The organism is Rhodococcus pyridinivorans, from assembly GCF_900105195.1.
Taxonomy (GTDB): domain Bacteria; phylum Actinomycetota; class Actinomycetes; order Mycobacteriales; family Mycobacteriaceae; genus Rhodococcus; species Rhodococcus pyridinivorans.
This window is the reverse complement of the sequence record NZ_FNRX01000002.1, coordinates 2246553-2270567: the sequence shown is the minus strand read 5'-3', so window position 1 is coordinate 2270567 and position 24015 is coordinate 2246553. Positions and strand designations below refer to the sequence as shown.

Genomic DNA, 24015 nt, shown 5'->3' with positions numbered 1-24015 from the left:
CCGATCCAGGATAGCGGGTCGGCGCAGGTGCCCGCCGCGCTCAGGGGGGTCGCCCGTCAGGCGGCGTCCACCGTCCGTGCCGTTCCACCGGCCGGTGAGCCGCCGACCGGCAGGAATGTCACGGCCTCGACCGGGCGCTCGGCACGGACCGCGCGGGCGCATCGGGCTGCGAGATCGTGCCGGTCCCGACCCGGATGTTCGAGCGGAGCGAGCATGACTTCGACGACGACACCGCGGTTCCGGATCATCCGCCGGATCGAGGAACCGATCGTCTCGTCACCGACGAAGGCCGGCGCGGCGGTGAGGTCTCCCCCGCGCTCGCCGTATCGCAGGCCGACGGGCTGGACGGGGCACTGCGCGTCCACGGCCGCCTGCAGCAGGGCGGGGCGGAAACCGCCGTGGGACCGTCCGCATCGCGTCGTGCCCTCGGGGAAGACGGCGACGCACCCGCCCTCCAGCAAGCGGGTGCGTACTCGCTCGATCACGGCGGGCAGCAGTCGCAGTCGTTCCCGTTCGATGGGGATGACACGCATCCGGCGTGCGAGCGCGCCCAGCAGGCCCCAGTCGAGCAGGTCCGCTCGTGCGACGAACTCCGCGGGAGCGACTGCGGTGAGGACGAGGACATCCGTCCACGAGATGTGCGGTGCAACGACGAGCACGCCCCCTGCGCGCGCCCGTCGGTCACGCCGATCGTCGATCGTCGGACGGATGCCTACGCACCACAACAACAGGCGCGCACTGCGCCGCACCGTGCTCTCCCGACGCGCCGCGGGAATCATCCGTCCTGCCAGCAGGAGCGGCACCACCGTCAGCACGACCGCGACCGTCGCGATGCGCAACCACACCGTCGGCAGACCCACACGATCCGTCCCGTCCGGCAGGCACCGGATCCCGCACGGACTCGACGGCATCCACGCGTGCACCCGTGTCGTACCGACCCGAGTCACCGCGACCCCCGCTCGGCACGCTCGGCGGCCGCGCGCAGGCGGGCGAGATAGCGGGTGTCCGCCCGGTCCACGGCTAGTATCGCGACGAAGTCGGCGACCCCGAAGTCCGGATCGTGGGCCGGTTCACCACAGATCCGGGCACCGAGCCGCAGGTATCCGCGCAGGAGCGGCGGGACCACGGGACGCGGCAACGGAGCGATCTCGTCGAGCGGGTGGCCTTCGACCATCACGGGATTCAGCGGTCGGACCCGCGCTGCGGGTTCGACGGCGTGTCGTTCGAGCAGCAGGTCGCGCACGGCCCGAACGTTCGACGCCTCGGGCTCGTCGGGCGTCGTGCGCATGGGCACCGAGACGCATCCGACGACCTCGTTGTGTCCGGTCGCCTCGAGATAGTGCAGGATGCCGGCCCACATCAGGGTGAGGACCGATCCGGAACGGTGGGCTGGATCGACGCAGGCCCTGCCCATCTCCACCAGGCCTCGCCCGTGTGGGTCGAGTGCGGAGAGATCGAATTCGGTGGCGGTGTAGTACCCACCGGCCTCGCGGGCGGCTTCGGGCGGCAGCATCCGGTAACAGCCGACGACGTCGTCGGTGACCCGATCGCGCACCAGCACGTGGTCGCAGAACTCGTCGAACCGGTCGGCGTCGGATGCGCCCCCCGCATCGGGGATCCGGAAGCCGGGTTCACCGGAGAAAACCCGGTACCGAAGGCGTTGCGCAGCCAGGCGATCCGACGCTTCCGTCGACACGACGAGGGAGTAGTGGGGGCCGGACAGGACGGGAGCGGTGAACCCACTCGGGCGGTACAGCACCGGCGATGTGGTCATGCCCCAAGGTGTAACGACCGTGGGAGGCGCGCCGGCGGCGACGGGGTGTCGCGGCGATGCATCGCCGATGAACACTCCCGCAGAATGCACGCGGCCCCGCTCCTTTCGAAGGAGCGGGGCCGCGCAGGGATCGATCTGCCGGAGCGGATCAGCCCTTGTGCTTCTTGACCTCCTCGGTCAGCTGCGGAGCGACGTTGAACAGGTCGCCGACGACGCCGTAGTCCGCGATCTCGAAAATCGGGGCCTCTTCGTCCTTGTTGACGGCGACGATGGTCTTCGACGTCTGCATGCCGGCGCGGTGCTGGATGGCGCCGGAGATGCCGAGCGCGACGTACAGCTGCGGGGAGACCGTCTTACCGGTCTGACCGACCTGGAACTGGCCCGGGTAGTAGCCCGAGTCGACGGCGGCGCGGGAAGCACCGACGGCGGCACCGAGCGAGTCGGCGAGCTCCTCGACGACGGAGAACTTGTCGGCCGAACCGACACCGCGGCCACCGGAGACGACGATCGACGCCTCGGTCAACTCCGGACGGTCGCCGCCGACGATCGGATCGCGCGAGACGATCTTCACGGCGTTCTCTTCCTGGGCCGGAACCTCGACGGCCACACGCTCGGCGGCGGCAGCCTCGGGCTTGGCCTCGATGGCGCCCGGGCGGATGGAGATCACGGGGACCTCACCGTTGGCCTTGGCGTCGACGGTGAACGCGCCACCGAAGATCGAGTGCACGGCGGAGCCGTCGGCCTTGACGTCGACGACATCGACGAGCAGACCGGAGCCGATGCGGGCGGCGAGGCGGCCCGACACCTCCTTGCCCTCGACGGACGCGGCGGTGATGACGGCGGCGGGGCTGGTGGACTCGACGAGCGACGCGAGGACGTCGACCTTCGGGGTCACCAGGTAGTTGTCGACGTCTTCGGACTCGGCGGCGTAGACCTTGACCGCACCGGCGGCGGCGAGGGCGTCCTGCAGCGCGTCGGCGGTGCCGGGGGCACCTGCGACGACGGCGGAGGGCTCGCCGAGCACACGCGCGGCGGTGATGAGTTCGGTGCTGACCTTCTTGAGCGCGCCCTCGGCATGCTCGACGAGCACGAGTACTTCTGCCATTACTACTTCTCTCCTAGATATGTCAGATGTTGTCGCGGGGCGCGATCAGATGATCTTCTGGCCGACCAGGTACTGAGCGATCTTGCTGCCGCCGTCGCCCTCGTCGGTGACGCGCTCACCCGCGGTGCGCGGGGGCTTCGGAGTCACACCGGTGACGGTGGACGCAGCGTTCGCAACACCGAAGATCTCGGGATCGAGACCGATGTCGGCGAGGGTGAGGGTCTGAACTTCCTTCTTCTTCGCGGCCATGATGCCCTTGAAGGAGGGGAAGCGGGGCTCGTTGATCTTCTCGGTGACCGAGACGATGGCGGGGAGCGGAGCCTCGATGCCGAAGACGCCCTCGTCGGTCTCGCGCTCGCCGGCGGCCTTGCCGTCCGCGATCGTGAGCTTGCGCAGGTGCGTCAGGTGGGGCAGGCCCAGGTACTCGGCGATGATCGCGGGCACGGCGCCCACGCGACCGTCGGTGGCCTCATTACCGGCGATGACCAGCTCGACACCCTCGATCTGGCCGAGCGCAGCGGCGATCGCGTACGCGGTCTGGATCGAGTCGGAGCCGTGCATGGCGGGATCGTTGAGGTGGATCGCCTTGTCGGCGCCCATGGACAGCGCCTTGCGGATGGCGTCGGTGGCGCGGTCCGGGCCGGCGGTCAGAACGGTGACCTCACCGCCGTCGCGCTCCTTGATGAGCAGAGCTTCCTCGACGGCGCGCTCGTTGATCTCGTCGAGCACGGCGTCGGCGGCCTCACGGTCGAGCGTGTAGTCGCCGTCGCTGAGCTTGCGCTCGGACCACGTGTCGGGGACCTGCTTGATCAAAACGACGATGTTCGTCATGGGTCTGCGTCGACCTCCTGTGTGTAGCTGCCTTTGGTCGGCAAGGCGCTGCCTGAACCGAGCACTCGTGTCTTTCGCACGGCGTGTGCGATAGATTATCAGCCGCTAAGTTACCAGTCAGTAACTTGACGGGATTCCCGGTTCACCATAGCCGTACGGAAGGACGACGAAACCTGTGATCTGGAACACCGGAGACCACCCCTCCGGGGAGAGGTCTAATGTCGTGGCGGTGAGCGACACCCCCGCCCGCGCCGATGACGCGCACGCCCTCCCCCTCACCGGCGAACGGACGGTCCCCGGCATCGCCGAGGAGAACTATTGGTTCCGACGTCACGAGGTCGTCTACCAGAACTTTCTCCCCCGTTGCGTGAACCGGGCCGTGCTCGAGGCCGGCGCCGGCGAAGGCTACGGGGCCGACATGATCGCCGATGTGGCGACGCGCGTGATCGGCCTCGACTACGACGAGAGCGCCGTCGCACACATCCGCGCGCGCTACCCCCGCGTGGACATCCGGCACGGAAACCTCGCCGAACTTCCCCTCGAGGACGAATCGGTCGATACGGTCGTGAACTTCCAGGTGATCGAGCATTTGTGGGATCAGACACAGTTCCTACGCGAATGTCACCGCGTTCTTACCCCCGGCGGCGAATTGCTCATCAGTACTCCCAACCGGATCACCTTCTCCCCCGGCCGCGACACCCCGCTCAACCCCTTCCACACCCGTGAGCTGAACGCCGCCGAACTGACCGAACTGCTCGAGGACGCCGGCTTCCGCGTCGAACTCATGACCGGCGTGCACCACGGCCCCACGCTGCGCGCACTCGATGCCAAGCACGGCGGATCGTTCATCGACGCCCAGATCGAGCGCGCCCTCGCCGGGCAGCCGTGGCCGGACGATCTCACCGCCGACGTCGCGATGGTCTCCACCGACGACTTCGCCATCGTCCCCGAGAACATCGATGCGAGCCTCGATCTGGTCGCGATCGCCGTGAAGGACCCCGCAGCGAAGGACACCGCTCCGTGAGTGCCGCATCGTCCCGCGAACCCGGGATGTTCGCGCTCGTCCTCCACTCCCACCTCCCGTGGCTCGCCCACCACGGCCGGTGGCCCGTCGGCGAGGAATGGCTCTACCAGTCGTGGGCAGCGACCTATCTGCCCGTCACCGACGTGCTGCGGCGGCTCGCCGCCGAAGGCCGAACCCGGATGCTCACACTCGGCATCACCCCGGTACTGGCCGCGCAACTCGACGACCCGCACTGCCTCGCCGGGATGCACCACTGGCTCGGCAACTGGCAACTGCGCGCGCACGAGGCGGCCGGCATGCGGGAGGAGTCCTACCGCGCACTCGGCGCCCGCGAGCACCGCGCCGCCACCGCGGCACTGGAGGACTTCGAAACCCAATGGCGCCACGGCGGATCTCCCGTCGTGCGGCAGCTGATCGACGCCGACGCGATCGAACTGCTCGGTGGGCCTCTCGCCCATCCGTTCCAGCCCCTCCTCGACCCGCGACTGCGCACCTTCTCGTTGTCCGAAGGTCTCGCCGACGCGCACGCCCGCTGGAACCATCGCCCCCGCGGCATCTGGGGCCCGGAATGCGGTTACACGCCGGGCATGGAGAACGATTACGCCGCAGCGGGAGTCGAGCACTTCATGGTCGACGGTCCTGCGCTGCGCGGCGACACCTCGCTCGGCCGCACGGTCCGCGACTCGGACGTCGTGTGTTTCGGCCGCGACCTGCAGGTCTCGTACCGGGTGTGGTCGCCGAAGTCCGGCTATCCCGGCCACTCCGCCTACCGCGACTTCCACACCTACTGCCACGACACCGGACTCAAACCGTCCCGCGTCACGGGCCGCACGGTGCCCTCGCACGAGAAGGCGCCCTACGATCCCGAACTCGCGTCGCACGCCGTCGACCGGCACGTCGCCGACTTCGTCGAGACCGTCCGGCAGCGATTGCGCAGCGAATCCGGCCGCATCGGCCGGGACGCACTCGTCGTCGCGGCCTTCGACACGGAACTGTTCGGCCACTGGTGGTTCGAAGGTCCGATCTTCCTCGAACGACTGCTCCGCGCGCTTCCCGAGGCCGGCATCGAGGTGGGAACCCTCGCCGATGCCCGCGACCGCGGATACGTCGGCGCCTCCGTCGATCTCGAGAATTCGTCGTGGGGTTCGGGCAAGGACTGGCGGGTCTGGGCCGGCGACCAGGTCGCCGATCTCGTGCGTCTCAACGACGAGGTGGTGCGCACGACCCTCGACAGCATCGACAAGTCCCGCGAGCAGAGCACGTCGTCGGTCGCGCTCCGCAACCGCGTGCACGACCAGATGGTGCGCGAAGCGCTGCTGACGGTCTCCAGCGACTGGGCGTTCATGGTCAGCAAGGACACCGCCGCCGCCTATGCCCGCGACCGCGCGCACAAACACGCCCACGCCCTGCGTGAGATCGCCGAGGCGGTCGACTCCGGACGCACCGAGACGGCACGGCGTCTGGCCGACGGATGGAACCGCGCCGACAATCTCTTCCCAGGACTCGACGCCCGACGACTGCCCGGACGCCACGGAGGCCCGCGATGAAGATTCTGCTCGTCTCATGGGAGTACCCACCCGTCGTCGTTGGCGGCCTGGGCAGACACGTCCATCATCTCGCCACCGAACTCGCCGCGGCGGGCAACGAGGTGGTGGTGCTGTCACGTCGCCCGACCGGCACCGATGCGTCGACCCACCCCACGATCAGCCACATCGCCGACGGCGTGCTCGTGGTGGCGGTCGCGGAGGACGCACCCCACTTCGACTTCGGCGAGGACATGATCGCCTGGACGCTGGCGATGGGCCACGCGATGGTCCGCGCCGGGATCGGGCTGACCCGCGGCGGCATCGGCGAAGGTTGGTATCCGGACGTCGTCCACGCCCACGACTGGCTCGTCGCCCACCCCGCGATCGCGCTGGCCGAGTACTTCGACGTGCCGCTCGTGTCGACCCTGCACGCGACCGAGGCCGGTCGCCACAGCGGTTGGCTGTCGGGCCGGATCAACCGCCAGGTGCATTCCGTCGAGTGGTGGCTCGCCAACGAATCCGACCGTCTCATCACGTGTTCGGCGTCGATGCACGACGAGGTCACCGAGTTGTACGGTCCGGACCTGCCGGAGATCTCCGTGATCCGCAACGGCATCGACATCACCACCTGGTCGTACCGCGACCGCGAACCGCGTCCCGGGCCGGCACGACTGCTGTACGTCGGCCGCCTCGAATACGAGAAGGGTGTGCAGGACGCGATCGCCGCGCTCCCCCGCATCCGCCGCTCGCATCCCGGCACGACCCTCGTGGTCGCCGGTGAGGGCACCCAGTTCGAGTGGCTGCACGAGCAGGCACGCGTACACCGCGTCGCACGCTCGGTGAGTTTCCTCGGCAACCTCGACCACACCGAACTGCTCGGCTGGCTGCACGGCGCCGACGCGATCGTGCTGCCGAGCCGCTACGAGCCGTTCGGCATCATCGCCCTCGAGGCCGCCGCAGCGGGTACCCCGCTCATCGCGTCCACCGCCGGCGGCCTGGGCGAAGCCGTGGTCGACGGCGTGACCGGACTGTCGTTCCGGCCCGGCGACGTGGCCGGACTCGTCTCGGCCGTCCGGGAAACCCTCGACGATCCCGAGGCCGCCCGAGTGCGCGCGCGGGCGGCTCGGGCACGACTGACCGACGACTTCGACTGGCGCCGCGTCGCCGAAGAAACCGCGCAGGTCTACTCGTCGGCGAAGCGGCGGGTGCGTCACCCGCTCGCACGCCCCACTGTCCCCCAACGTCCCCTCCCGGACCGCGGATGAACGAGCAGCACACGCTCCAAATCGAGCGCCTGGCACCGCACGAATCCGATATCGTCGCCGTCACCGCACTGCTCAACGCGGTCTACGCGGTGGCCGAGGACGGCATGTGGGTACCGGGCACCACACGGACCGACACGGACGAGATCACCCGATATGCGCGGGAGGGCAGCATTCGCATCGCCCGCTCGCACGGCCGGGTGGTCGGCTGTATCCGCGTGACCCCGGTCGACGCGACGACGGCCGAGTTCGGGATGCTCGCCTCCGACCCGAAGGTCCGCGGCACGGGCGTCGGCCGCGTCCTGATCGACACCGTCGAGACGGAGTTCGCCGAGCGGGGTTTCGAGGCAATGCAACTCGAGGTGATCCGTCCGCGCGACACCTCACACGAGTCGAAGGTGTTCCTCGACCGGCTCTACACCCGGCTCGGGTACGTGCCGGAGGAGCCCGCGCCGCTCGATACGCGCCATCCGGAACTCGTTCCGGCTCTTGCGGTCCTATGTGAAACGGTCGTCTACCGGAAGCCACTGGGCCGACCCTGAGTCGACCTTCGACTCACGAGGTAGCGGACAACTCGGCCGGAGCGAGCGGCGGCTGCCGATCGAACCACGGCCGGGCCTGTTCGAGTTCGCCTGCGAGGGCGAGGAGCACACTCTCCCCACCGAGTGGGCCGACGAACTGCACCCCGAGCGGCAGACCGGACACCGTCCAGTGCAACGGCACCGAGATCGCCGGGCGCCCGGTGATATTGGCCAGCTGCGTGTAGGGGGTGCGCCCCAGATTGTCGTCCACCACCCGGTCGATGAAACCGGCCCGGGTCGCGATCCACGCGGTGCGGGTACGCAGGAGCGCCTCGCCGGCACGCCGCATCCAGCGGGGCGTGTCGAGTTCGCCGATGCGCGACGGCGGGAAGGCGAGTGTCGGCGTGAGCAGCAGATCGTAGCGTTCGTGGAACTGCGCGAGACCGCTCGCGTACTCGGCCCAGCGGGCATGGGCCGCAATGTAGTCCGACGCCGAGGTCGCCTTGCCCACGGCGGCGATGATGCGGGTGTCGAACTCGAAGTCCTCGGGTCGTGCTCCGGTGAGGCGGCAGGCCTCGGCGACCTCCGCGGCAGCCGTGGCGAACCACATGATGAGGAAGTCCTCTGCGAGACGCCGTTCGTCGATACCCGTCGAGGCGGGTTCGACGTGATGGCCGAGTTCCTCGAGCACCGCGACGGCAGCGTCCACCGCGGCCTTTGCCTCCGGATCGACCGGCGTCCCGATCGGTGACGCGGTCTCGTATCCGATCCGCAACCGCTTCGGCGCCGAGCGCGCGGCCTCTGCGTACGACCGGGCACGCTCGACGAGATACGGCCCACCCGCGTACGGGCCCGCCATGACGTCGAGGAAGGCAGCGGCGTCGCGCACCGTCCGGCAGATCACCCCGTTGGTAGCCGCGCCGTGCAGCGGTTCCCCGCCGCGCATACCGGTGGGCACGAGTCCGCGTCCGGGCTTGAGCCCGAGGAGCCCGCAGCAGGCGGCGGGAATGCGGATGGAGCCGCCGCCGTCGCTCGCTCCCGCCGCGGGAACGACGCCGGCCGCGACCGCCGCGGCGGAACCACCCGATGACCCGCCCGGCGTCACCGACGGATCCCACGGGTTTCGGGTGGCCCCGAACGCCTCGGGCTCGGTGATGCCCTTCGCCCCGAACTCGGGGGTGTTGGTCTTGGCGAACGGGACCAGGCCGGCTCCGAGCCACCGGTCGACGATCACCGAGTTCTCGTCCATCGGCAGGTCCGCGAGGACACGGGACCCGCACGAGGTCGGCTCACCGGCCAGATCCTGCCCCAGATCCTTGAGCAGGAACGGCACCCCGGCGAACGGACCGTCGAGCGGTTCGCGTGCCAGGACACGGGCCTTGTCGTCGAGCCTGCGGACGACGGTGTTCAGTGTCGGTTCGACCGTGTCGAGCCGCGCGATCGCGGTCTCGAGCAACTCGCTCGCCGATACCTGCCCCGTCGCGACGAGTTCGGCCAGGCCGGTCGCGTCGTGACTCCGATACTCCGAGTAGTCCATCTGCTGTCCCCCGACAGTGTCCCGGCCCGCGTCGCTACTGGTGGACGCCCGCGGGCGTGTCTCCCGACTTCTTCCGTGCGATATCTGCGAGCGCCGCTTCCCGGGCGGCACGCTCGGCAGCGGCGCTCTCCCACGCCACCTTACGGTTCTTCACGACCTTGGCGGGCGAACCCACCGCGATACTGAAATCAGGGATGTCTCCCTTGACGACCGCGTGGGCTCCGAGCACCGAACCGCGGCCGACCCGGGTGCCGCGGAGCACGGTGACCTTCGCGGCGATCCAGGTGTCCGGACCGATCCGGACGGGGCTCTTGACGATGCCCTGGTCCTTGATCGGGTAGGTGATGTCCTCGGTGCGGTGGTCGAAGTCGCAGATGTAGCACCAGTCTGCGACCAGCGTCGACGCGCCGATCTCGATGTCGAGATAGGTGTTGACGACGTTGTCCTTGCCGAAGACGACCTTGTCGCCGATCCGGAGCGAACCCTCGTGGCAGCGGATGGCGTTGCCGTCGCCGATGTGGACCCAGCGGCCGATCTCGAGGCGCGACAGTTCGGGCGTCGCGTGGATCTCGACGTTCTTGCCCAGGAAGACCATGCCGCGCAGCACCACGTGCGGATTGGCCAGCCGGAACTTCGCCAGGCGGTAGTACCGGACCAGGTACCAGGGCGTGTACGCCTTGTTGTCCAGCACCCATTTCAGAGAGGACAGCGTCAGGAATCGTACCTGTTCGGGATCCCTCCGACGGGACCCGCGCCACCTCGCCGTCAGAGGTGCACCCCACATGCTCGTCATAGGGGCAGCCTACGGTCCGCCTCGTTCGCGGCTCACGACCCCCGGCCCGATACGCTGACACGTCGAATCGTTCGCCTGTGGAGGAGTTGAGTGATGCGGGGTGTCCTGCGGACCGCGGTCCCGGCGCTGACGGTGGTCTTCGCGCTGAGCGCGTGCGGCGGTGGGGCCGGCACCGACGACGTGTTGTCGAGCGGTGGCTGGCCGGGACGGCACTCCGATGCCCGCAACAGCAACACCGCGACCGCCGAGAGCGTCGACGACCTCGCGCCCGGCTGGACGCGTCCGCTGGGCGGCCCGGTCGGCTCCCCCGCCGGGATCGCGGCCAACGGCCAGGTCTCGGTGGCGGCCGCGACGGAGGCCGGATGCAATCTGTTCTCCTTCCAGATGGACACAGGCCGCAAGCGCTGGTGCACGCGTCTCGCCCCGGCCGTCACGACGATCACCCCCGTCTCCGACGGCGTCGCGAACATCTACGTCGGTGAGGACGGCGGACTGCTGTCGTTCAACGAGCACGGCCAGCGTCGCTGGCGCATTCCCGTGAGCGGCAGCCCCCGCAGCGCACAGTTCACCTCCGACGGAAGCCTGTTGGTGGTCACGCATTTCGGTCAGGTCAACGTCGTCGACCCGCAGACGGGACAACTCGAGGCACCGCTGTTCGATCTGGTGCCGGTGCCGACCCTCGAGGACGGGCAGAACCTGCCGCGACTCGCGAGCGATCACGGCCTCCCCGCCTGCTTCGGGGGCTCGGAGGACTGCCCGGTCGCCACCACCCCGGCCGTCGACACCGCCACCGACCGTGTCTTCGTCACCGTGTGGCGTCCGGGTTCGGACAGGTCGGCGCTCGTGGCGCTGCGCTACACGGCCGGTGATGACGCCGTGGTCATCGAGGAGTGGTCGGTACCCGACCTCCCCGGAGGTGCGGTGACGAGTCCGGTTCTGTCTGCTGACGGTTCGACCGTCTACGTCCACGACGGGGAGGGTGCCCTGTGGGCGCTCGACGCCGAGACAGGCGAAGCGCGATGGACCCACGAGACCGGCCGTCCCACGGCGCTCGGTCCCGCCGTCACCGAGGACGGACTGCTGCTCCTCGCGTCGGCCGACGGCAGCGCCCCGCTGACGGCCCTGCGCGACGGCGGCGACAGCGTCGAAGTCGAGTGGGAGCGGGCGGACGTGACTCCGTACGGTGCGCCGGCGGTGACCGCCGACGGCCGGGCCTATGTGGTCGTCGACGGCGATCGGGGTCTCGCAGCGGCGGTGCTCGATCTCGCGGACGGAGCGACGATGGAGGAGGAACCCCTCGATCCCGCCACCGGATTGCCGGTCGGCACCGGCGTCGGCCCGGGCGGGGAGTTCGTGATCACGACTCTCGACGGGGACGTGGTGGTGCTGCGCGAACCGCAGTCCGTGTGAGGACGGCCGCCCGTGTGAGGGCGGTCAGCGCGACGGCGTGCAGACGAAGGCTTCCGGCGTCCGGCCGATGCGGGTGAGCACCACGCTGAGCGAGGCCGACCCGCGCAGTTTCAGGCGCGGACGCAATACCGCCGGGTCGACGTCGACGCCGCGCACGAGGATCTCGACCGCGCCGCAGTCGTGGCGGGCGAGCGCCTGACGGAGTGTCTTCTCGCTGTACTTGAGACGCTCGACGATCCGGAAACCCCGTACTCCGTCGGGCAGGCTGTCGCCGGTGAGATAGGCGATCCGCGGGTCGAGTTGCCACAGTCCGTGGGCTGCCGCGTAGTGGCGGACGAGACCGGCGCGCACGATCGCGCCGTCGGGGTCGACGATCCACTCCCCCGGCTCCCGTTCCGGAATGTCGTCGTCCGCGGCGTCGGTGATCTCGAAACCGGTTCCGTCCGAACGCAGTACTGCAGCCCGTCGGCGCACGCCGGGAGTGCTCAATCCCGGCGAGTACAGGCACGCTTCGCGGACTCCACCGTCGAGCGAGACGACCTCGACCTCACCGGCCCAGTCGAACGAGTCGAAATCCAGTCCCGGTGCGCACTTCACGGCGAGATCGCGGCCCGCGTAGGCGTCGAGGAGATCGGGCAGCGGTGGTTGCAGCGCGGCCGGATCATGGGTCCGTCGCCCGCCCGAACGGCGTGCGGGATCGGCGATGACGGTGGTGCCTCGCGTGACCGGACGCAGGGCGTCGGCGCGCAGGAGGTACGCCCCGGGGACGTTGTGCGCGGCCATCGCCAGCCGCACGTCGTCGAGATCGCTGCCGATCACGGTCTCGGCGACTCCGACGAGTTCAGTGAGCTCGGCGCCGATCGAACACGTCACGTCGTGCACTGTGCGCCCTCGCAACCGCTTCGCGCGGTGGGCCGCGACGCGCGTGGGCGTGGACTGCTGCAGAGCGTCGTCGGTGAGCACCCACTCGCCGCCGCCTGCGATCTTCGCCTCCGTCTTGCGTCGGAGGATGACGGTTTCGACCAGCATTCCGGCACGATCGCCGAAACGCGTACGCGCCCAGCCGATGTCGGCGAGGCGCGTACGCGTCGACAGCTCCCGGTCGGCGACGCTCGCGAGAGCGTCGCGGCCGTCGTCCGACGTCAGGTACTCGACGTCGGCGAGGGTGAAGTCGTAACCCAACTACTTGCCGGGCTTCACACCGGTGATCATGACGTTGTAGAAGAAGCTACGGGGCACGACGTGCTCGAGGATGTTCTCGTCGACCCAGCTCAGCGCCTTCCAGCCACCGAAGGCGAACTTCGCCCAGTTCCAGCCCAGCTTCTCCTGCGGGACGGCGGCCTCGAAGGTGCGCACCGGCCAGCCGAGCAGGGCCGCGGCGAACTCCTCGCTCGACGCCTTGACCTCGACGGCTCCGGCCGAGGAGGCCAGCTTCTCGAGATCGGAAGGATCGAAGGTGTGCAGATCGACGACGGCCTCGAGGGCGGCCGCCCGGGAGGACTCGTCGAGCTCGGTCTGCGGACGACGCCAGTCGCGCAGGAAAGGCAACTTGGTGATGTTGGTGGTGGCCTCCCACGTGACCCGGCCGAGCATGCGGGCGTAGAAGTTGCCGATCGTGCTGGGCTCACCGGCGAAGACGAAACGGCCGCCGGGCTTGAGCACGCGCAGCACCTCGCGCAGCGACTGCTCGACGTCCGGGATGTGGTGCAGCACGGCATGGCCGACCACGAGGTCGAAGGTGTCGTCGTCGTACGGAATGGTCTCGGCGTCGGCAACGCGGCCGTCGACGTCGAGGCCGAGATTCTCGGCGTTGCGGAGCGCGACCTTCACCATGCCGGGCGACAGGTCGGTCACCGAACCGGTCTTCGCGACCCCACCCTGCATGAGGTTGAGGAGGAAGAAGCCCGTGCCGCAGCCGAGTTCGAGTGCGCGCTCGTAGGGCAGCGGCTGATCGCCGGCCGCGGCGACGAACCGCCCCTTGGCGTAGTCGATGCACCGCTCGTCGTACGAGATGGACCATTTCTCGTCGTACGTCTCGGCTTCCCAGTCGTGGTAGAGCACCTGGGCTAGCTTGGTGTCCTCGAGCGCGGCTGCGACCTCTTCGGCAGTGGCGTGCGGATTCGGCGCGGGGTCGACCCCGTCGGTCCTGCTGGCAGTCATGCGGTGATCCTACTCATCGGTAAGCTGTGGACAAGTGCAGGTGCCGGTCGGCATCACTCGCCGACGAACTTCGCCTTGCCCGGCCCGTTCTCGATGAACGATTCGAGGCCGATGGTGCGGTCCTTCGTGGCGAACAGCGCGGCGAAGACGTGCTGTTCGATCTTCAGACCCGTATCCAGATCGGTGTCGAGGCCCTGGTCGATCGCGGCCTTCGCAGCGGCGAGCGCGCGCGAGGCGGCGCCTGTGAACTGCCCGGCCCAGCGACGCGCAGCCTCGTAGACGTCGTCGGGGGCGACGACCTCGTCGACCAGACCGATCGACAGGGCTTCGTCGGCGCCGACGAAACGACCGGTGAAGACGAGATCCTTCGCCTTCGCCGGGCCGACGAGCCGAGCCAGTCGCTGGGTGCCGCCGCCACCGGGGATGATGCCCAGCAGGATCTCGGGCGTGCCGAGCTTGACGTTGTCGCCGACGATGCGCCGGTCGGCGCCGAGGGCGAGTTCGAGGCCACCACCGAGGGCGTAGCCGGTGATCGCGGCGACGGTGGGCTTGGGGATGTCGGCGATCGACCCGAGGGCCGACTGCAGGTCGCCGACGATCTCGCTCATCTGCACGTAGCTCAGGTCGGCCATCTCCTTGATGTCGGCGCCGGCCGCGAACACCTTCTCGCCGCCGTAGACGATCACCGACTTCACGTCGGACCGGACGGTCGCCTCGCGCGCAGCGGCCCGGATCTCCTCCTGGAGCTGCCGGTTCAACGCGTTCATCGGAGGGCGGTCGAGACGGATGGTGCCGATGCCGTCGGAGACGTCGAGGGTCACGAATTCAGCCATGGTCCTCAGCCTAGATGTCGGAGCGCTGGGCCCACGGATGAGTACCGACCTCGTAGTAGGCCTCGTCCCCGTCGAACGCGATGTGGACCGCCCCGTCGCGACGGCTGATGATCGGCAGGATCGGCTCGATGACCGGATCCGCCGCCATGAGGTCGGCGACCGTGGCGAAGCCCGACAGGATCGACAGCTGACTCCACGTGGGCGGGAGCAGGATGCACCGGCCCGACCGCCAGTCGGCGAGGGCCTCCTCCGCGGTCTGCCACTGCACCAGATCGGTCTCGCTGGTGTTGCCGTCGGCCCGCTGTCCTTCCGGTACCGCGGCGACGAAGAACCGCGTATCGTAGCGGCGCCGCTCCCCCAGCGGGGTGATCCAGTTCGCGTGGGGACGCAGCAGGTCGGCGCGCAGCACCAACTGTTCCTTCTCCAGGAAGTCGCCGAAGGACAACTCGCGCGCTTCCAGCAGACGACGCGCCTCCGCGTAGTCACCGGTGTCGGCCACCACCGAATCCTCGGTGGGTCCGGCGAGCAGCACGCCACACTCCTCGAAGGTCTCGCGCACGGCCGCGAGCACCAGTGCACGGGCCTGCGCCTCGCCGATACCGAACCGCTCGGCCCACCAGGTCACGTCCGGTCCGGTCCACCGCACCTCGGCGTCGGTGTCGGAAGTGTCGACACCGCCGCCGGGGAAGACGGTCATGCCGCCGGCGAAGTCCATGCCGACGACACGACGCTGCAGGAACACCTCGACGCCGCGCGCAGAGTCCCGCACGAGCATCACGGTGGACGCGTCGCGGATGGGTACCGCGGTGGGATCGAAGGTGGATGCCGAGCGATTGTTGGCCATGGCCTCAACCTAACCGATCGGTCCCGGCACCACCCGACCCGGAGTCACCGGCGGTGCCGTCCCGCCTGGCGGGTGCGGCGGGCGAAGAACCGGTCGTCGACCTTGTCGAGCGAGATGGACTGACTGAACGCCGCGCTGAGGTTCTCGGCGGTGATCACGTCGTCGAGCAGGCCCTGGGCGACCACACCGCCCTCCTTCAGGAGCAGCGCGTGCGTGAAGCCCGGCGGGATCTCCTCCACGTGATGGGTGACGAGCACGATCGCAGGGGCATCCGGGTCGGCCGCGAGCGTCCCGAGCCGGGCCACGAGTTCCTCGCGACCGCCGAGGTCCAGACCGGCCGCGGGCTCGTCGAGCAGCAGCAGTTCGGGGTCGGTCATGAGCGCCCGGGCGATGAGCGCACGCTTGCGTTCGCCCTCCGACAGCGTCCCGTACAGACGGTCGGCGAGATGTTCCGCGCCGAGGCTCTCGAGCATCTCCACCGCGCGGCTCGTGTCGATGTCGTCGTACTGCTCGCGCCACCGGCCCAGCACGCCGTAGCCCGCGGAGAGCACGAGATCGGTGACCTTCTCGTCGTTCGGCACCCGGTTGGCCAGGGCCGCGGAGGACAATCCGATCCGGGGTCGTAGTTCGGACAGATCCGTCTTTCCGAACGTCTCCGCGAGGACGTGCGCGGTGCCGGAGGTGGGGAACGTCTCGGCCGCCGCGACCCGCAGCAGCGAGGTCTTTCCTGCCCCGTTGGGTCCGAGAACCACCCAACGTTCGTCGAGTTCCACCTTCCAGGTCACGGGACCGACGAGGACGTTCCCGCCGCGTCGGACCACTACGTCGTCGAATTCGATGAGCAAATCGGGATCAGGTTGTGCCACGCGGACCATCTTCTCTTACGCCCGAGCCCGAAACGCGGCAGGATCGGTTCCCGTGTCGTCCTCCGCATCCGAATCTGCTGTCGTGTCCGGCTCGGTCGCGCTCCCCGACCGGGCCGCCTTCCCGCTCGGCCCCACCCCGGTCGACGGTGGGACACGCTTCGCCGTCCACGCCCCGCACAGCGACCGCGTCCAGGTCTGTCTCGTCGACGACGACGGGAACGAACACCGCGTGGACCTGCCCGACCGCACCTACGGGGTCTGGCACGGGGTGGTCCCCGGCGTCGGCGCCGGGCAACGGTACGGCTACCGCGCCTACGGGCCGTGGCAGCCGCAGTGGGGGTTGCGTACCAATCCGCACAAGATCCTGCTCGACCCGTGGGCCCGGCGGATCGTCGGCGACGTCGGTGATCCGGACCGGCTGATCCCCCACCAGGGTGACCCGTTCGGTGCGATGTCGAGCACCGACTCGCTCGGCCACACACCTCTGTCGGTGGTGACCCCCGTCCTGACGCCCATGCACGACAAACCCAGCGTGCCGTGGGAGAACACCGTCGTCTACGAACTGCACGTCGGTTCGTACACGGCCCGTCACCCGCTCGTGCCGCCGGAACTGCGCGGCACCTATCTCGGACTCGCCCACCGGTCGGTGATCGACCACCTGGTGGGGCTGGGAGTGACGACGGTCGAACTGCTCCCCGTGCAGGCCTTCGTGACCGAGCCGTCGGTGCGTGCGCGGGGGATGCGCAACCACTGGGGCTACTCGACCGCCTCGTACTTCGCGCCGCATCCCGCCTACGCCGTCACGCCCGGCAACGAGATCGCCGAGTTCCGAACGATGGTCGACGCCTTCCACAGCGCCGGGCTCGAGGTGCTGCTCGACGTCGTCTACAACCACACGTGCGAAGCATCGGTCGACGGTCCGAGTCTGTCCTGGCGCGGTCTCGACGCGCCCGGCTACTACCTGCTCGACGCGCACGGACGGGACATCGACCTGACGGGGTGCGGCAACACCCTCGACGCGTCCTCACCGATCGTCGTGCGGATGGTGTGCGACAGCCTCCGGTACTGGGCGGACGTGATGGGGGTGGACGGCTTCCGCTTCGACCTCGCCAGTGCGCTGGCCCGTCCCCGCGGTGGGGCCTTCGATCCGCGAGCGGCACTGCTCACCGCGATCGTCACCGATCCCGTCCTCTGCGACGTCAAGCTCGTCGCCGAACCGTGGGACGCCACCGCACACGGTTACCAGCTCGGGAACTTCGGCGCGCAATGGGCCGAATGGAACGACCGCTACCGCGACACGGTCCGCCGTTACTGGGCGGGACGTTCCGGGATCCGCGAGATGGCGTCGCGGCTCACCGGTTCGGAGGACCTCTACGACAGGAACATCCGGCAGCCGTGGATGTCGGTCAACTTCGTCACCGCCCACGACGGTTTCACCCTCGCCGATGCGGTCTCGTACGAGCGCAAGCACAACGACGAGAACGGTGAGGAGGGCCGGGACGGGTCGAACAACAACGAGTCGGTGAACCACGGGGTCGAAGGGCCGACCGACGATCCGGAGATCCTCGCCGCCCGCGACCGGCACATCCGGGCGATGCTCGCGACGCTGCTGTTGTCGACGGGCACACCGATGCTGCTCGCCGGCGACGAGTTCGGGCACACGCAGAACGGCAACAACAACGCCTACTGCGTCCCCGAGGACGTCCCCGTCCGCGACGCCTGGCCGCTGGACTGGGAGCACGCCGACCGTGCGCGAACGGATTACGTGCGCGAACTGCTCCGCCTGCGCACGCGCGTCCCGGTGCTGCGGCAGCGACGCTTCTTCGAGGGCCGCGCCCGGTCCGTGGGCTATCCCGATCTCGTGTGGTTCGGCATCGAGGGGATCGAACTCGACGAGGATGCGTGGCAGGACGACAGTCGCCGCACGCTGCAGGGCTGGGTCGACGGCTCGCAACTCGGCACCGTGACCCGCACCGGCGTCACTCTCGAGGACAGCAGCGGGCTGTTCGTTCTGCATTCGGGCGACGCCGCCACGGTGACCCTCGCCGGACCCGAGTGGTATCGCGGCAACATCGTGTGCGTCTTCGATTCGAGTGCCCCCGACGGCAGGCCCGCGGACACCTCCCCGATGCGGGTGGGAAGTTCGTACCCGGTCGACGGTCCGACGGTGCTGATCTTCTGGATCGCGGACGACGGACCCATCGAGCAAGGATGATCCACGGCGGCACGACGCCGGTGGAGGTCAGGCTCGTTCGTCGACCGTGCCGGGCACCGCGATCACGGTGATCGAACCCGGGGCCACCTCGGTGAAGCCCGCGTCGCGGACCGCGACGGCCGTGCCGGCTTCCACGCGAGCGAGCAGCTCGCGCCAGGTGGCCTCGTCCGCATCGCGGACGGCACACGGGAATCCGTCGGAAGCCCAGGCGCGTGCGGTGTCGACGTCCAGTGCCCCCGCGAACAGCATCGCAGCATGACCGACCTGCGCGGCCGCCTTGCCGACGGTCATCTCGAGGTCCTTCTGCACCCAGAGGACCGGAACGCCGTCCGCCGGTGGGGGCGGATCGTCGTGGGGCAGGTCGGTGCCACCGATCTGCAGGCGGGAGATGCGCGGGTCCAGTTCCCCCACCGGGCCGGGCACGAACGCCCGGGCCTGGGCACCGGCGTGGTCGACGGTGACTCCGTCGACGTCCTGTGCGGCACGCCAGTGCGCTCCGCGGGCGCGGCGGGCGACCTTCCGGATCCGCGCGTCGTTCCATGCGAGGAAGGGTTCCTGCCACGGACCGGGTTCGCCGTCCGGGCCGGGACCGACCCGCGGGTCGAAACACAGTGCCACGGTGGCCATCGCGGCGGCTTCGAGCACCGCGCTGCGGGCGGGTGGATCGACCTTGGGGATGTGCAGCACGATCGGCATCGCCTGCACCTTCGCCGGATCCTCCGGGTCGGGCCGGTGCCCGTAACCGCGGGTGAGTACGCCGTGGCGCTCGGCGAAACCCGGATCCGAGGCCGGGTCGAAGACCCGATCGGGTGCGGCCTCGAAGACCGGCTCGGGTGCCGTGTCCGCGAAGTCGGGGTCCAGCTCAGACACTGCCGTCGATCGGGACGCGGCGCAGGGTTCCGTCGACGCGGTCGGCCGCCTCGATCTCCTCGCGGGTGACGCCGAGGACGAAGAGCACCGCATCGAGGTAGGGATACGACAGGGCGGTGTCGGCGACCTCGCGCAAGGCCGGCTTGGCGTTGAACGCGACGCCCAGGCCCGCGGCCGAGAGCATGTCGATGTCGTTGGCACCGTCGCCGACCGCGACGGTCTGCTCGACCGGCACGCCCGCCTCGTCGGCGAACTCGCGGAGGGCGCGTGCCTTGGCGGCGCGGTCGACGATGTCGCCGACCACTCGCCCGGTGAGCTTGCCGTCGACGATCTCGAGCGTGTTGGCGCGGACGAAGTCGAGTTCGAGTTCGTGTGCGAGCGGGTCGATCACCTGACGGAAGCCGCCCGAGACGACGCCGCAGCGGAAGCCGAGCCGACGCAACGTCCGGATCGTGGTGCGGGCACCGGGAGTGAGTTCGAGCTGCTCGGCGACCTCGTCGATGACGGTCGCCGGCAGACCCGCGAGGGTCGCGACGCGTTGTTCGAGGGACTGCGCGAAGTCGATCTCACCGCGCATCGCAGCCTCGGTGACCTCGCGGACCTTGTCCTCGACACCGGCGTGCGCGGCGAGCATCTCGATGACCTCGCCCTGGATGAGCGTGGAGTCGACGTCGAAGACGATCAGGCGCTTGGAACGACGGGCGAGACCGCCGCGCTCCACCGCGATGTCGACGTCGAGGCCCGCGGCGAGTTCGACGAGGGCGTGCCGCAGCGCGGCGTCGGCCTCGACGCTGGTGTCGGGCGCGGTGATCATCAGCTCGAGGCCGGTGAGCGGGTAGTCGGCGATGCCGCGGATCGAATCGATGTTCGCGCCCTGGGCCGCGAGGGTGCGGCCCACCGATCGCAGTGCCTTGGCACTGACCGGGCTGCCCAGCACGACGACGGCGTGGGTCGAGACGGTGCGGGCGCCGCGCTCGGCCCCGATCTGGACGTCGGCGTGCATGCCGATGGTGGCCATCGCGGACTCGACCTCGTCCTGCATCGCTTCGACATCGGTCGGGCAGACGAGGAGGACACCGAGGGTGAGCCGGCCACGGATCACGACCTGTTCCACATCGAGGAGGTCGACGTCGTGCCGCGTCAGCGCTGCGAAGAGCACCGAGGTCACGCCGGGATGGTCAGGTCCGGTCACGGTCACCAGCACCGTGCTGTCAGACGCCACTACGTCTCCGATCGCTTGTCTGTCGAGGTACACACGGACGCACGCGCGTACCGGCTCGCTCGTTCATTGTTGCAGGGCGAACCGCCGCTCCCGTTCGCGGGTCCGGACCCACGGAAAGGCCGAAGCCCCACCCGGTGAACGGGTGGGGCTTCGGTCGATCGTCGATCTGCGCTCAGGCGCGCGGATGGTCGCCGGGGGTACGGTCGGCACCCTCGAGGACGTTGACGTTGTGCTTGTCGCTGCCCGGGCCGACGTGCGCCTCGGCGCGCATCTTCTCGACCATGTGCGGGTAGTGCAGCTCGAAGGCGGGACGCTCCGAGCGGATCCGCGGCAGCTCGGTGAAGTTGTGCCGCGGCGGCGGGCAGCTGGTGGCCCATTCGAGCGAGTTGCCGTAACCCCACGGGTCGTCGACCGTGACGACCTGGCCGTAGCGGTAGCTCTTGAAGACGTTCCACAGGAACGGCAGCGTCGAGGCACCGAGCACGAACGCACCGATGGTGGAGATCGTGTTCAGGGTGGTGAACCCGTCGGACGGCAGGTAGTCGGCGTAGCGACGGGGCATGCCCTCGTTACCGAGCCAGTGCTGCACCAGGAAGGTGGTGTGGAAGCCGATGAAGGTCAGCCAGAAGTGCCAGCGGCCGAGCTGCTCGTCGAGCATGCGTCCGGTCATCTTCGGGAACCAGAAGTAGATGCCGGCGTAGGTCGCGAACACGATGGTGCCGAAGAGCACGTAGTGGAAGTGCGCCACCACGAAGTACGAGTCGTGCAGGTGGAAGTCCAGCGGCGGGCTCGCGAGGATGACACCGGTCAGACCACCGAAGAGGAAGGTCACGATGAAGCCGACCGAGAACAGCATCGGCGATTCGAACGTGATCTGGCCCTTCCACATCGTGCCGATCCAGTTGAAGAACTTCACACCGGTCGGGACGGCGATCAGGAAGGTCATGAACGAGAAGTACGGCAGCAGCACGGCGCCGGTGGCGTACATGTGGTGCGCCCACACGGCGATGGACAGCGCCGCGATGGCCATCGTGGCGTAGACCAGACCGGTGTAACCGAAGATCGGCTTGCGGGAGAAGACCGGGAAGATCTCCGAGACGATGCCGAAGAACGGCAGCGCGATGACGTACACCTCGGGGTGGCCGAAGAACCAGAACAGGTGCTGCCACAGGAGCACACCGCCGGTGGCGGGGTCGTAGATGTGGCCACCGAGGTGACGGTCGACGAACAGGCCCATGAAGGCGGCGGTCAGCAGCGGGAACACGAGCAGGATCAGCAGGCTGGTGATCAGGATGTTCCAGGTGAAGATCGGCATCCGGAACATGGTCATGCCCGGTGCACGCATGCACACCACGGTGGTGATGAAGTTGACGCCACCGAGGATGGTGCCCAGACCCATCACGCCGAGGCCGAGGATCCAGAAGTCGGCACCGACACCCGGGGAGTGGATCTCACTGGTGAGCGGCGTGTACGCCGTCCAACCGAAGTCCGCGGCACCGCCGGGGGTGACGAAGCCGAGCATGACGATCGTCGCGCCGAACAGGTACAGCCAGTAGCTGAAGGCGTTCAGGCGCGGGAAGGCGACGTCGGGGGCGCCGATCTGCAGCGGCAGGATGTAGTTCGCGAAGGCGAACACGACCGGCGTCGCGTACATCAGCAGCATGATCGTGCCGTGCATGGTGAACAGCTGGTTGAACTGCTCGTTCGACAGGAACTGCAGGCCGGGGACCGCGAGCTCGGTGCGCATCAGCAGGGCCATCAGGCCGCCGATGAGGAAGAAGGCGAACGAGGTGACCATGTACATGATCCCCAACATCTTGGGATCTGTGGTCGTGATCATCTTGTAGATGAACGAACCCTTGGGTCCCTGCCGCGGCGGGTACGGCCTTGCTGCAGCTATCTCTGGGACTGGCTGGGGCGCTACGGCAGTCACTAATCCTCCTGAATGCGCGCTCGACCTCGGGCTGGAGGCGAACGGTCTCTGGCTTGCGCTCATCGAATCGTAGACCCTGCCCGAAACGGTCGCCCTCCGGGTCCTACTCACTGTCGTACTCGACTCGCGAGGCTACCTGGAGCGGAGCGGACAACCACAATCGGATTTTGTGCTGCACTTCACACGCAGGGCGACAGCAGGTGACCCCACCACGCGCGAACAGCACGGGTTAGGGTGCACTTCCCCCCGCAATCACAGAAGGACGACCCGTGCCTGTTCTCTCCTCCCGACCAGCCCGGTTCGCGGCAGCACTGCTGACCGCCGGACTCCTCGTCGCCGGCTGCAGTTCGGCCGACACCTCCGACGACGCGACCACCGACACCGCGTCCGACTCGGCCGCCGGCTTCCCCCGGACCGTCGAACACTTCCGCGGTTCCACCACGATCGAGAGCGAGCCGACCCGCATCGTCGCGCTCGACACGAGCTATTCCGACGCCGTGCTTCTCCTCGAGGCACCTCTCGTCGGGTACGTCGACTACCGCACCGACGAGTTCCCCGACTATCTCGGCGACTCGCGGCAGCACGCGACCGACGCCGTGTCCGTCGGCAAGACCGCGGACGTGAGCCTCGAACAGGTGGCCGCGCTCGAACCCGACCTCATCCTCTCGGCGGAGGTGCGCGACGGAGAGAACTACGAGGAACTGTCCGCCATCGCCCCGACCGTCTTCTCCCAGTCGACCGGACCGACGTGGAAGGACAACATCCGCCTCGTCGCGCAGGCCATCGGCAAGGAGGACCTCGCCGAGCAGAAGATCTCCGAGTACGAGGAGCGCGCCGCGGCCATCGGTGCGGACATCAACGAAAAGGCCGGCAACCCGACGATCTCGATCGTCCGCTTCGCCGGTGAACCGACGGCCCGGCTGTACCGCACCACCTCGTTCAGCGGCATCGTGCTCGAGGACGCCGGTCTCGCCCGCCCCGCGAGCCAGGGTCCCGATCCGTCGGATCCGTCGAGCATCATGAACGCCATCAGCCCCGAACTGATCACCGAGGCCGAGGCGGACGTCATCTTCGTCACCACCTACGACCTCGGCGACGGCAAGGCGCAGGCGGCGGCCGAACCCTTCGTCACCAATCCGTTGTGGCAGAACCTGCAGGGAAGGAAGGTCGAGGTCGACGACAGCGTGTGGATGATGCCGGTGAGCATCCAGGGTGCGCACCGCATCCTCGACGACCTCGCGGACACCTTCGGCGTCGACCGTCACACGACCGGATAGCCTGAGCCGTCC

General features: G+C 68.9%; 21 protein-coding genes. 7 read left to right on the top strand and 14 right to left on the bottom strand.

The genetic code is table 11. The features are described from left to right. Positions 1-56: 56 nt before the first annotated feature. The 4 genes from BLV31_RS10880 to BLV31_RS10865 form a co-directional block, all read right to left on the bottom strand. Positions 57-860, bottom strand: a complete 804-nt coding sequence (locus BLV31_RS10880) for a lysophospholipid acyltransferase family protein (protein ID WP_139192949.1) — start codon at positions 858-860, stop codon at positions 57-59. 83 nt (positions 861-943) lie between these two features. Beyond that, on the bottom strand, positions 944-1774 hold the full coding sequence (locus BLV31_RS10875) for a GNAT family N-acetyltransferase (protein ID WP_064061609.1): 831 nt from the start codon (positions 1772-1774) through the stop codon (positions 944-946). Positions 1775-1922: 148 nt separating this feature from the next. Beyond that, entirely contained in the window at positions 1923-2879 is a 957-nt protein-coding gene (locus BLV31_RS10870) for an electron transfer flavoprotein subunit alpha/FixB family protein (protein WP_006554564.1), read from the bottom strand. A 45-nt stretch (positions 2880-2924) separates the two neighbouring features. Further along, entirely contained in the window at positions 2925-3710 is a 786-nt protein-coding gene (locus BLV31_RS10865) for an electron transfer flavoprotein subunit beta/FixA family protein (protein ID WP_006554565.1), read from the bottom strand. Between the two features lie 223 nt (positions 3711-3933). Between BLV31_RS10865 and BLV31_RS10860 the strand changes: the two genes are divergently transcribed. The 4 genes from BLV31_RS10860 to BLV31_RS10845 are packed head-to-tail and all read left to right on the top strand — an operon-like array spanning position 3934 to position 8064. Continuing rightward, positions 3934-4734 carry a class I SAM-dependent methyltransferase gene (locus BLV31_RS10860; RefSeq protein WP_006554566.1) on the top strand — a complete coding sequence of 267 codons (801 nt, stop codon included), beginning with the start codon at positions 3934-3936 and terminating at the stop codon, positions 4732-4734. A 26-nt stretch (positions 4735-4760) separates the two neighbouring features. Next, entirely contained in the window at positions 4761-6281 is a 1521-nt protein-coding gene (locus tag BLV31_RS10855) for a 1,4-alpha-glucan branching protein domain-containing protein (RefSeq protein WP_037216018.1), read from the top strand. Continuing rightward, on the top strand, positions 6278-7525 hold the full coding sequence (locus BLV31_RS10850) for a glycosyltransferase family 4 protein (RefSeq protein ID WP_064061608.1): 1248 nt from the start codon (positions 6278-6280) through the stop codon (positions 7523-7525). Before BLV31_RS10855 ends, BLV31_RS10850 begins: the two co-directional genes overlap by 4 nt. After that, complete coding sequence (locus BLV31_RS10845; RefSeq protein ID WP_024101406.1) at positions 7522-8064, top strand: GNAT family N-acetyltransferase; 543 nt, start codon at positions 7522-7524, stop codon at positions 8062-8064. Before BLV31_RS10850 ends, BLV31_RS10845 begins: the two co-directional genes overlap by 4 nt. Before the next feature lie 13 nt (positions 8065-8077). Here the strand turns inward: BLV31_RS10845 and BLV31_RS10840 are convergent, their stop codons facing one another. Beyond that, the gene (locus BLV31_RS10840; protein ID WP_033097731.1) at positions 8078-9580 is read right to left on the bottom strand and encodes an amidase; all 1503 of its coding nucleotides are present in this window, start codon (positions 9578-9580) and stop codon (positions 8078-8080) included. A gap of 34 nt (positions 9581-9614) precedes the next feature. After that, positions 9615-10373: an acyltransferase gene (locus tag BLV31_RS10835; RefSeq protein WP_064061607.1), complete on the bottom strand. Its 759-nt coding sequence runs from the start codon at positions 10371-10373 to the stop codon at positions 9615-9617. A 93-nt stretch (positions 10374-10466) separates the two neighbouring features. On the opposite strand from BLV31_RS10835, the gene BLV31_RS10830 reads away from it, so the two are divergent. Then, positions 10467-11783 (top strand): outer membrane protein assembly factor BamB family protein, encoded by a 1317-nt coding sequence (locus tag BLV31_RS10830; protein WP_033097729.1) that lies wholly within the window; start codon positions 10467-10469, stop codon positions 11781-11783. A 24-nt stretch (positions 11784-11807) separates the two neighbouring features. On the opposite strand, the gene BLV31_RS10825 is transcribed toward BLV31_RS10830, so the two are convergent. The 5 genes from BLV31_RS10825 to BLV31_RS10805 are packed head-to-tail and all read right to left on the bottom strand — an operon-like array spanning position 11808 to position 16495. After that, entirely contained in the window at positions 11808-12965 is a 1158-nt protein-coding gene (locus BLV31_RS10825; protein WP_006554573.1) for a THUMP-like domain-containing protein, read from the bottom strand. Further along, positions 12966-13943: a class I SAM-dependent methyltransferase gene (locus BLV31_RS10820; RefSeq protein WP_019288412.1), complete on the bottom strand. Its 978-nt coding sequence runs from the start codon at positions 13941-13943 to the stop codon at positions 12966-12968. Between the two features lie 53 nt (positions 13944-13996). Next, positions 13997-14776, bottom strand: coding sequence for an enoyl-CoA hydratase-related protein (locus BLV31_RS10815; RefSeq protein WP_019288413.1), 780 nt, complete (start codon positions 14774-14776; stop codon positions 13997-13999). 10 nt (positions 14777-14786) lie between these two features. Further along, complete coding sequence (locus BLV31_RS10810; RefSeq protein ID WP_006554576.1) at positions 14787-15620, bottom strand: NUDIX hydrolase; 834 nt, start codon at positions 15618-15620, stop codon at positions 14787-14789. A gap of 44 nt (positions 15621-15664) precedes the next feature. Continuing rightward, positions 15665-16495: an ABC transporter ATP-binding protein gene (locus BLV31_RS10805; RefSeq protein ID WP_006554577.1), complete on the bottom strand. Its 831-nt coding sequence runs from the start codon at positions 16493-16495 to the stop codon at positions 15665-15667. Positions 16496-16538: 43 nt separating this feature from the next. On the opposite strand from BLV31_RS10805, the gene glgX reads away from it, so the two are divergent. Beyond that, the gene (gene glgX / locus BLV31_RS10800; protein WP_064061606.1) at positions 16539-18701 is read left to right on the top strand and encodes a glycogen debranching protein GlgX; all 2163 of its coding nucleotides are present in this window, start codon (positions 16539-16541) and stop codon (positions 18699-18701) included. A gap of 27 nt (positions 18702-18728) precedes the next feature. On the opposite strand, the gene BLV31_RS10795 is transcribed toward glgX, so the two are convergent. The 3 genes from BLV31_RS10795 to ctaD form a co-directional block, all read right to left on the bottom strand. Beyond that, positions 18729-19571: a peptidyl-tRNA hydrolase gene (locus BLV31_RS10795; RefSeq protein ID WP_006554579.1), complete on the bottom strand. Its 843-nt coding sequence runs from the start codon at positions 19569-19571 to the stop codon at positions 18729-18731. Continuing rightward, entirely contained in the window at positions 19564-20793 is a 1230-nt protein-coding gene (gene serB / locus BLV31_RS10790; protein WP_024101411.1) for a phosphoserine phosphatase SerB, read from the bottom strand. Before serB ends, BLV31_RS10795 begins: the two co-directional genes overlap by 8 nt. Before the next feature lie 172 nt (positions 20794-20965). After that, on the bottom strand, positions 20966-22726 hold the full coding sequence (ctaD, locus tag BLV31_RS10785) for an aa3-type cytochrome oxidase subunit I (RefSeq protein ID WP_072740429.1): 1761 nt from the start codon (positions 22724-22726) through the stop codon (positions 20966-20968). A gap of 269 nt (positions 22727-22995) precedes the next feature. On the opposite strand from ctaD, the gene BLV31_RS10780 reads away from it, so the two are divergent. After that, a complete protein-coding gene (locus BLV31_RS10780; RefSeq protein ID WP_064061605.1) occupies positions 22996-24003 on the top strand; it encodes an ABC transporter substrate-binding protein in 1008 nt (335 codons plus the stop codon). The last annotated feature ends 12 nt before the right edge of the window (positions 24004-24015 follow it).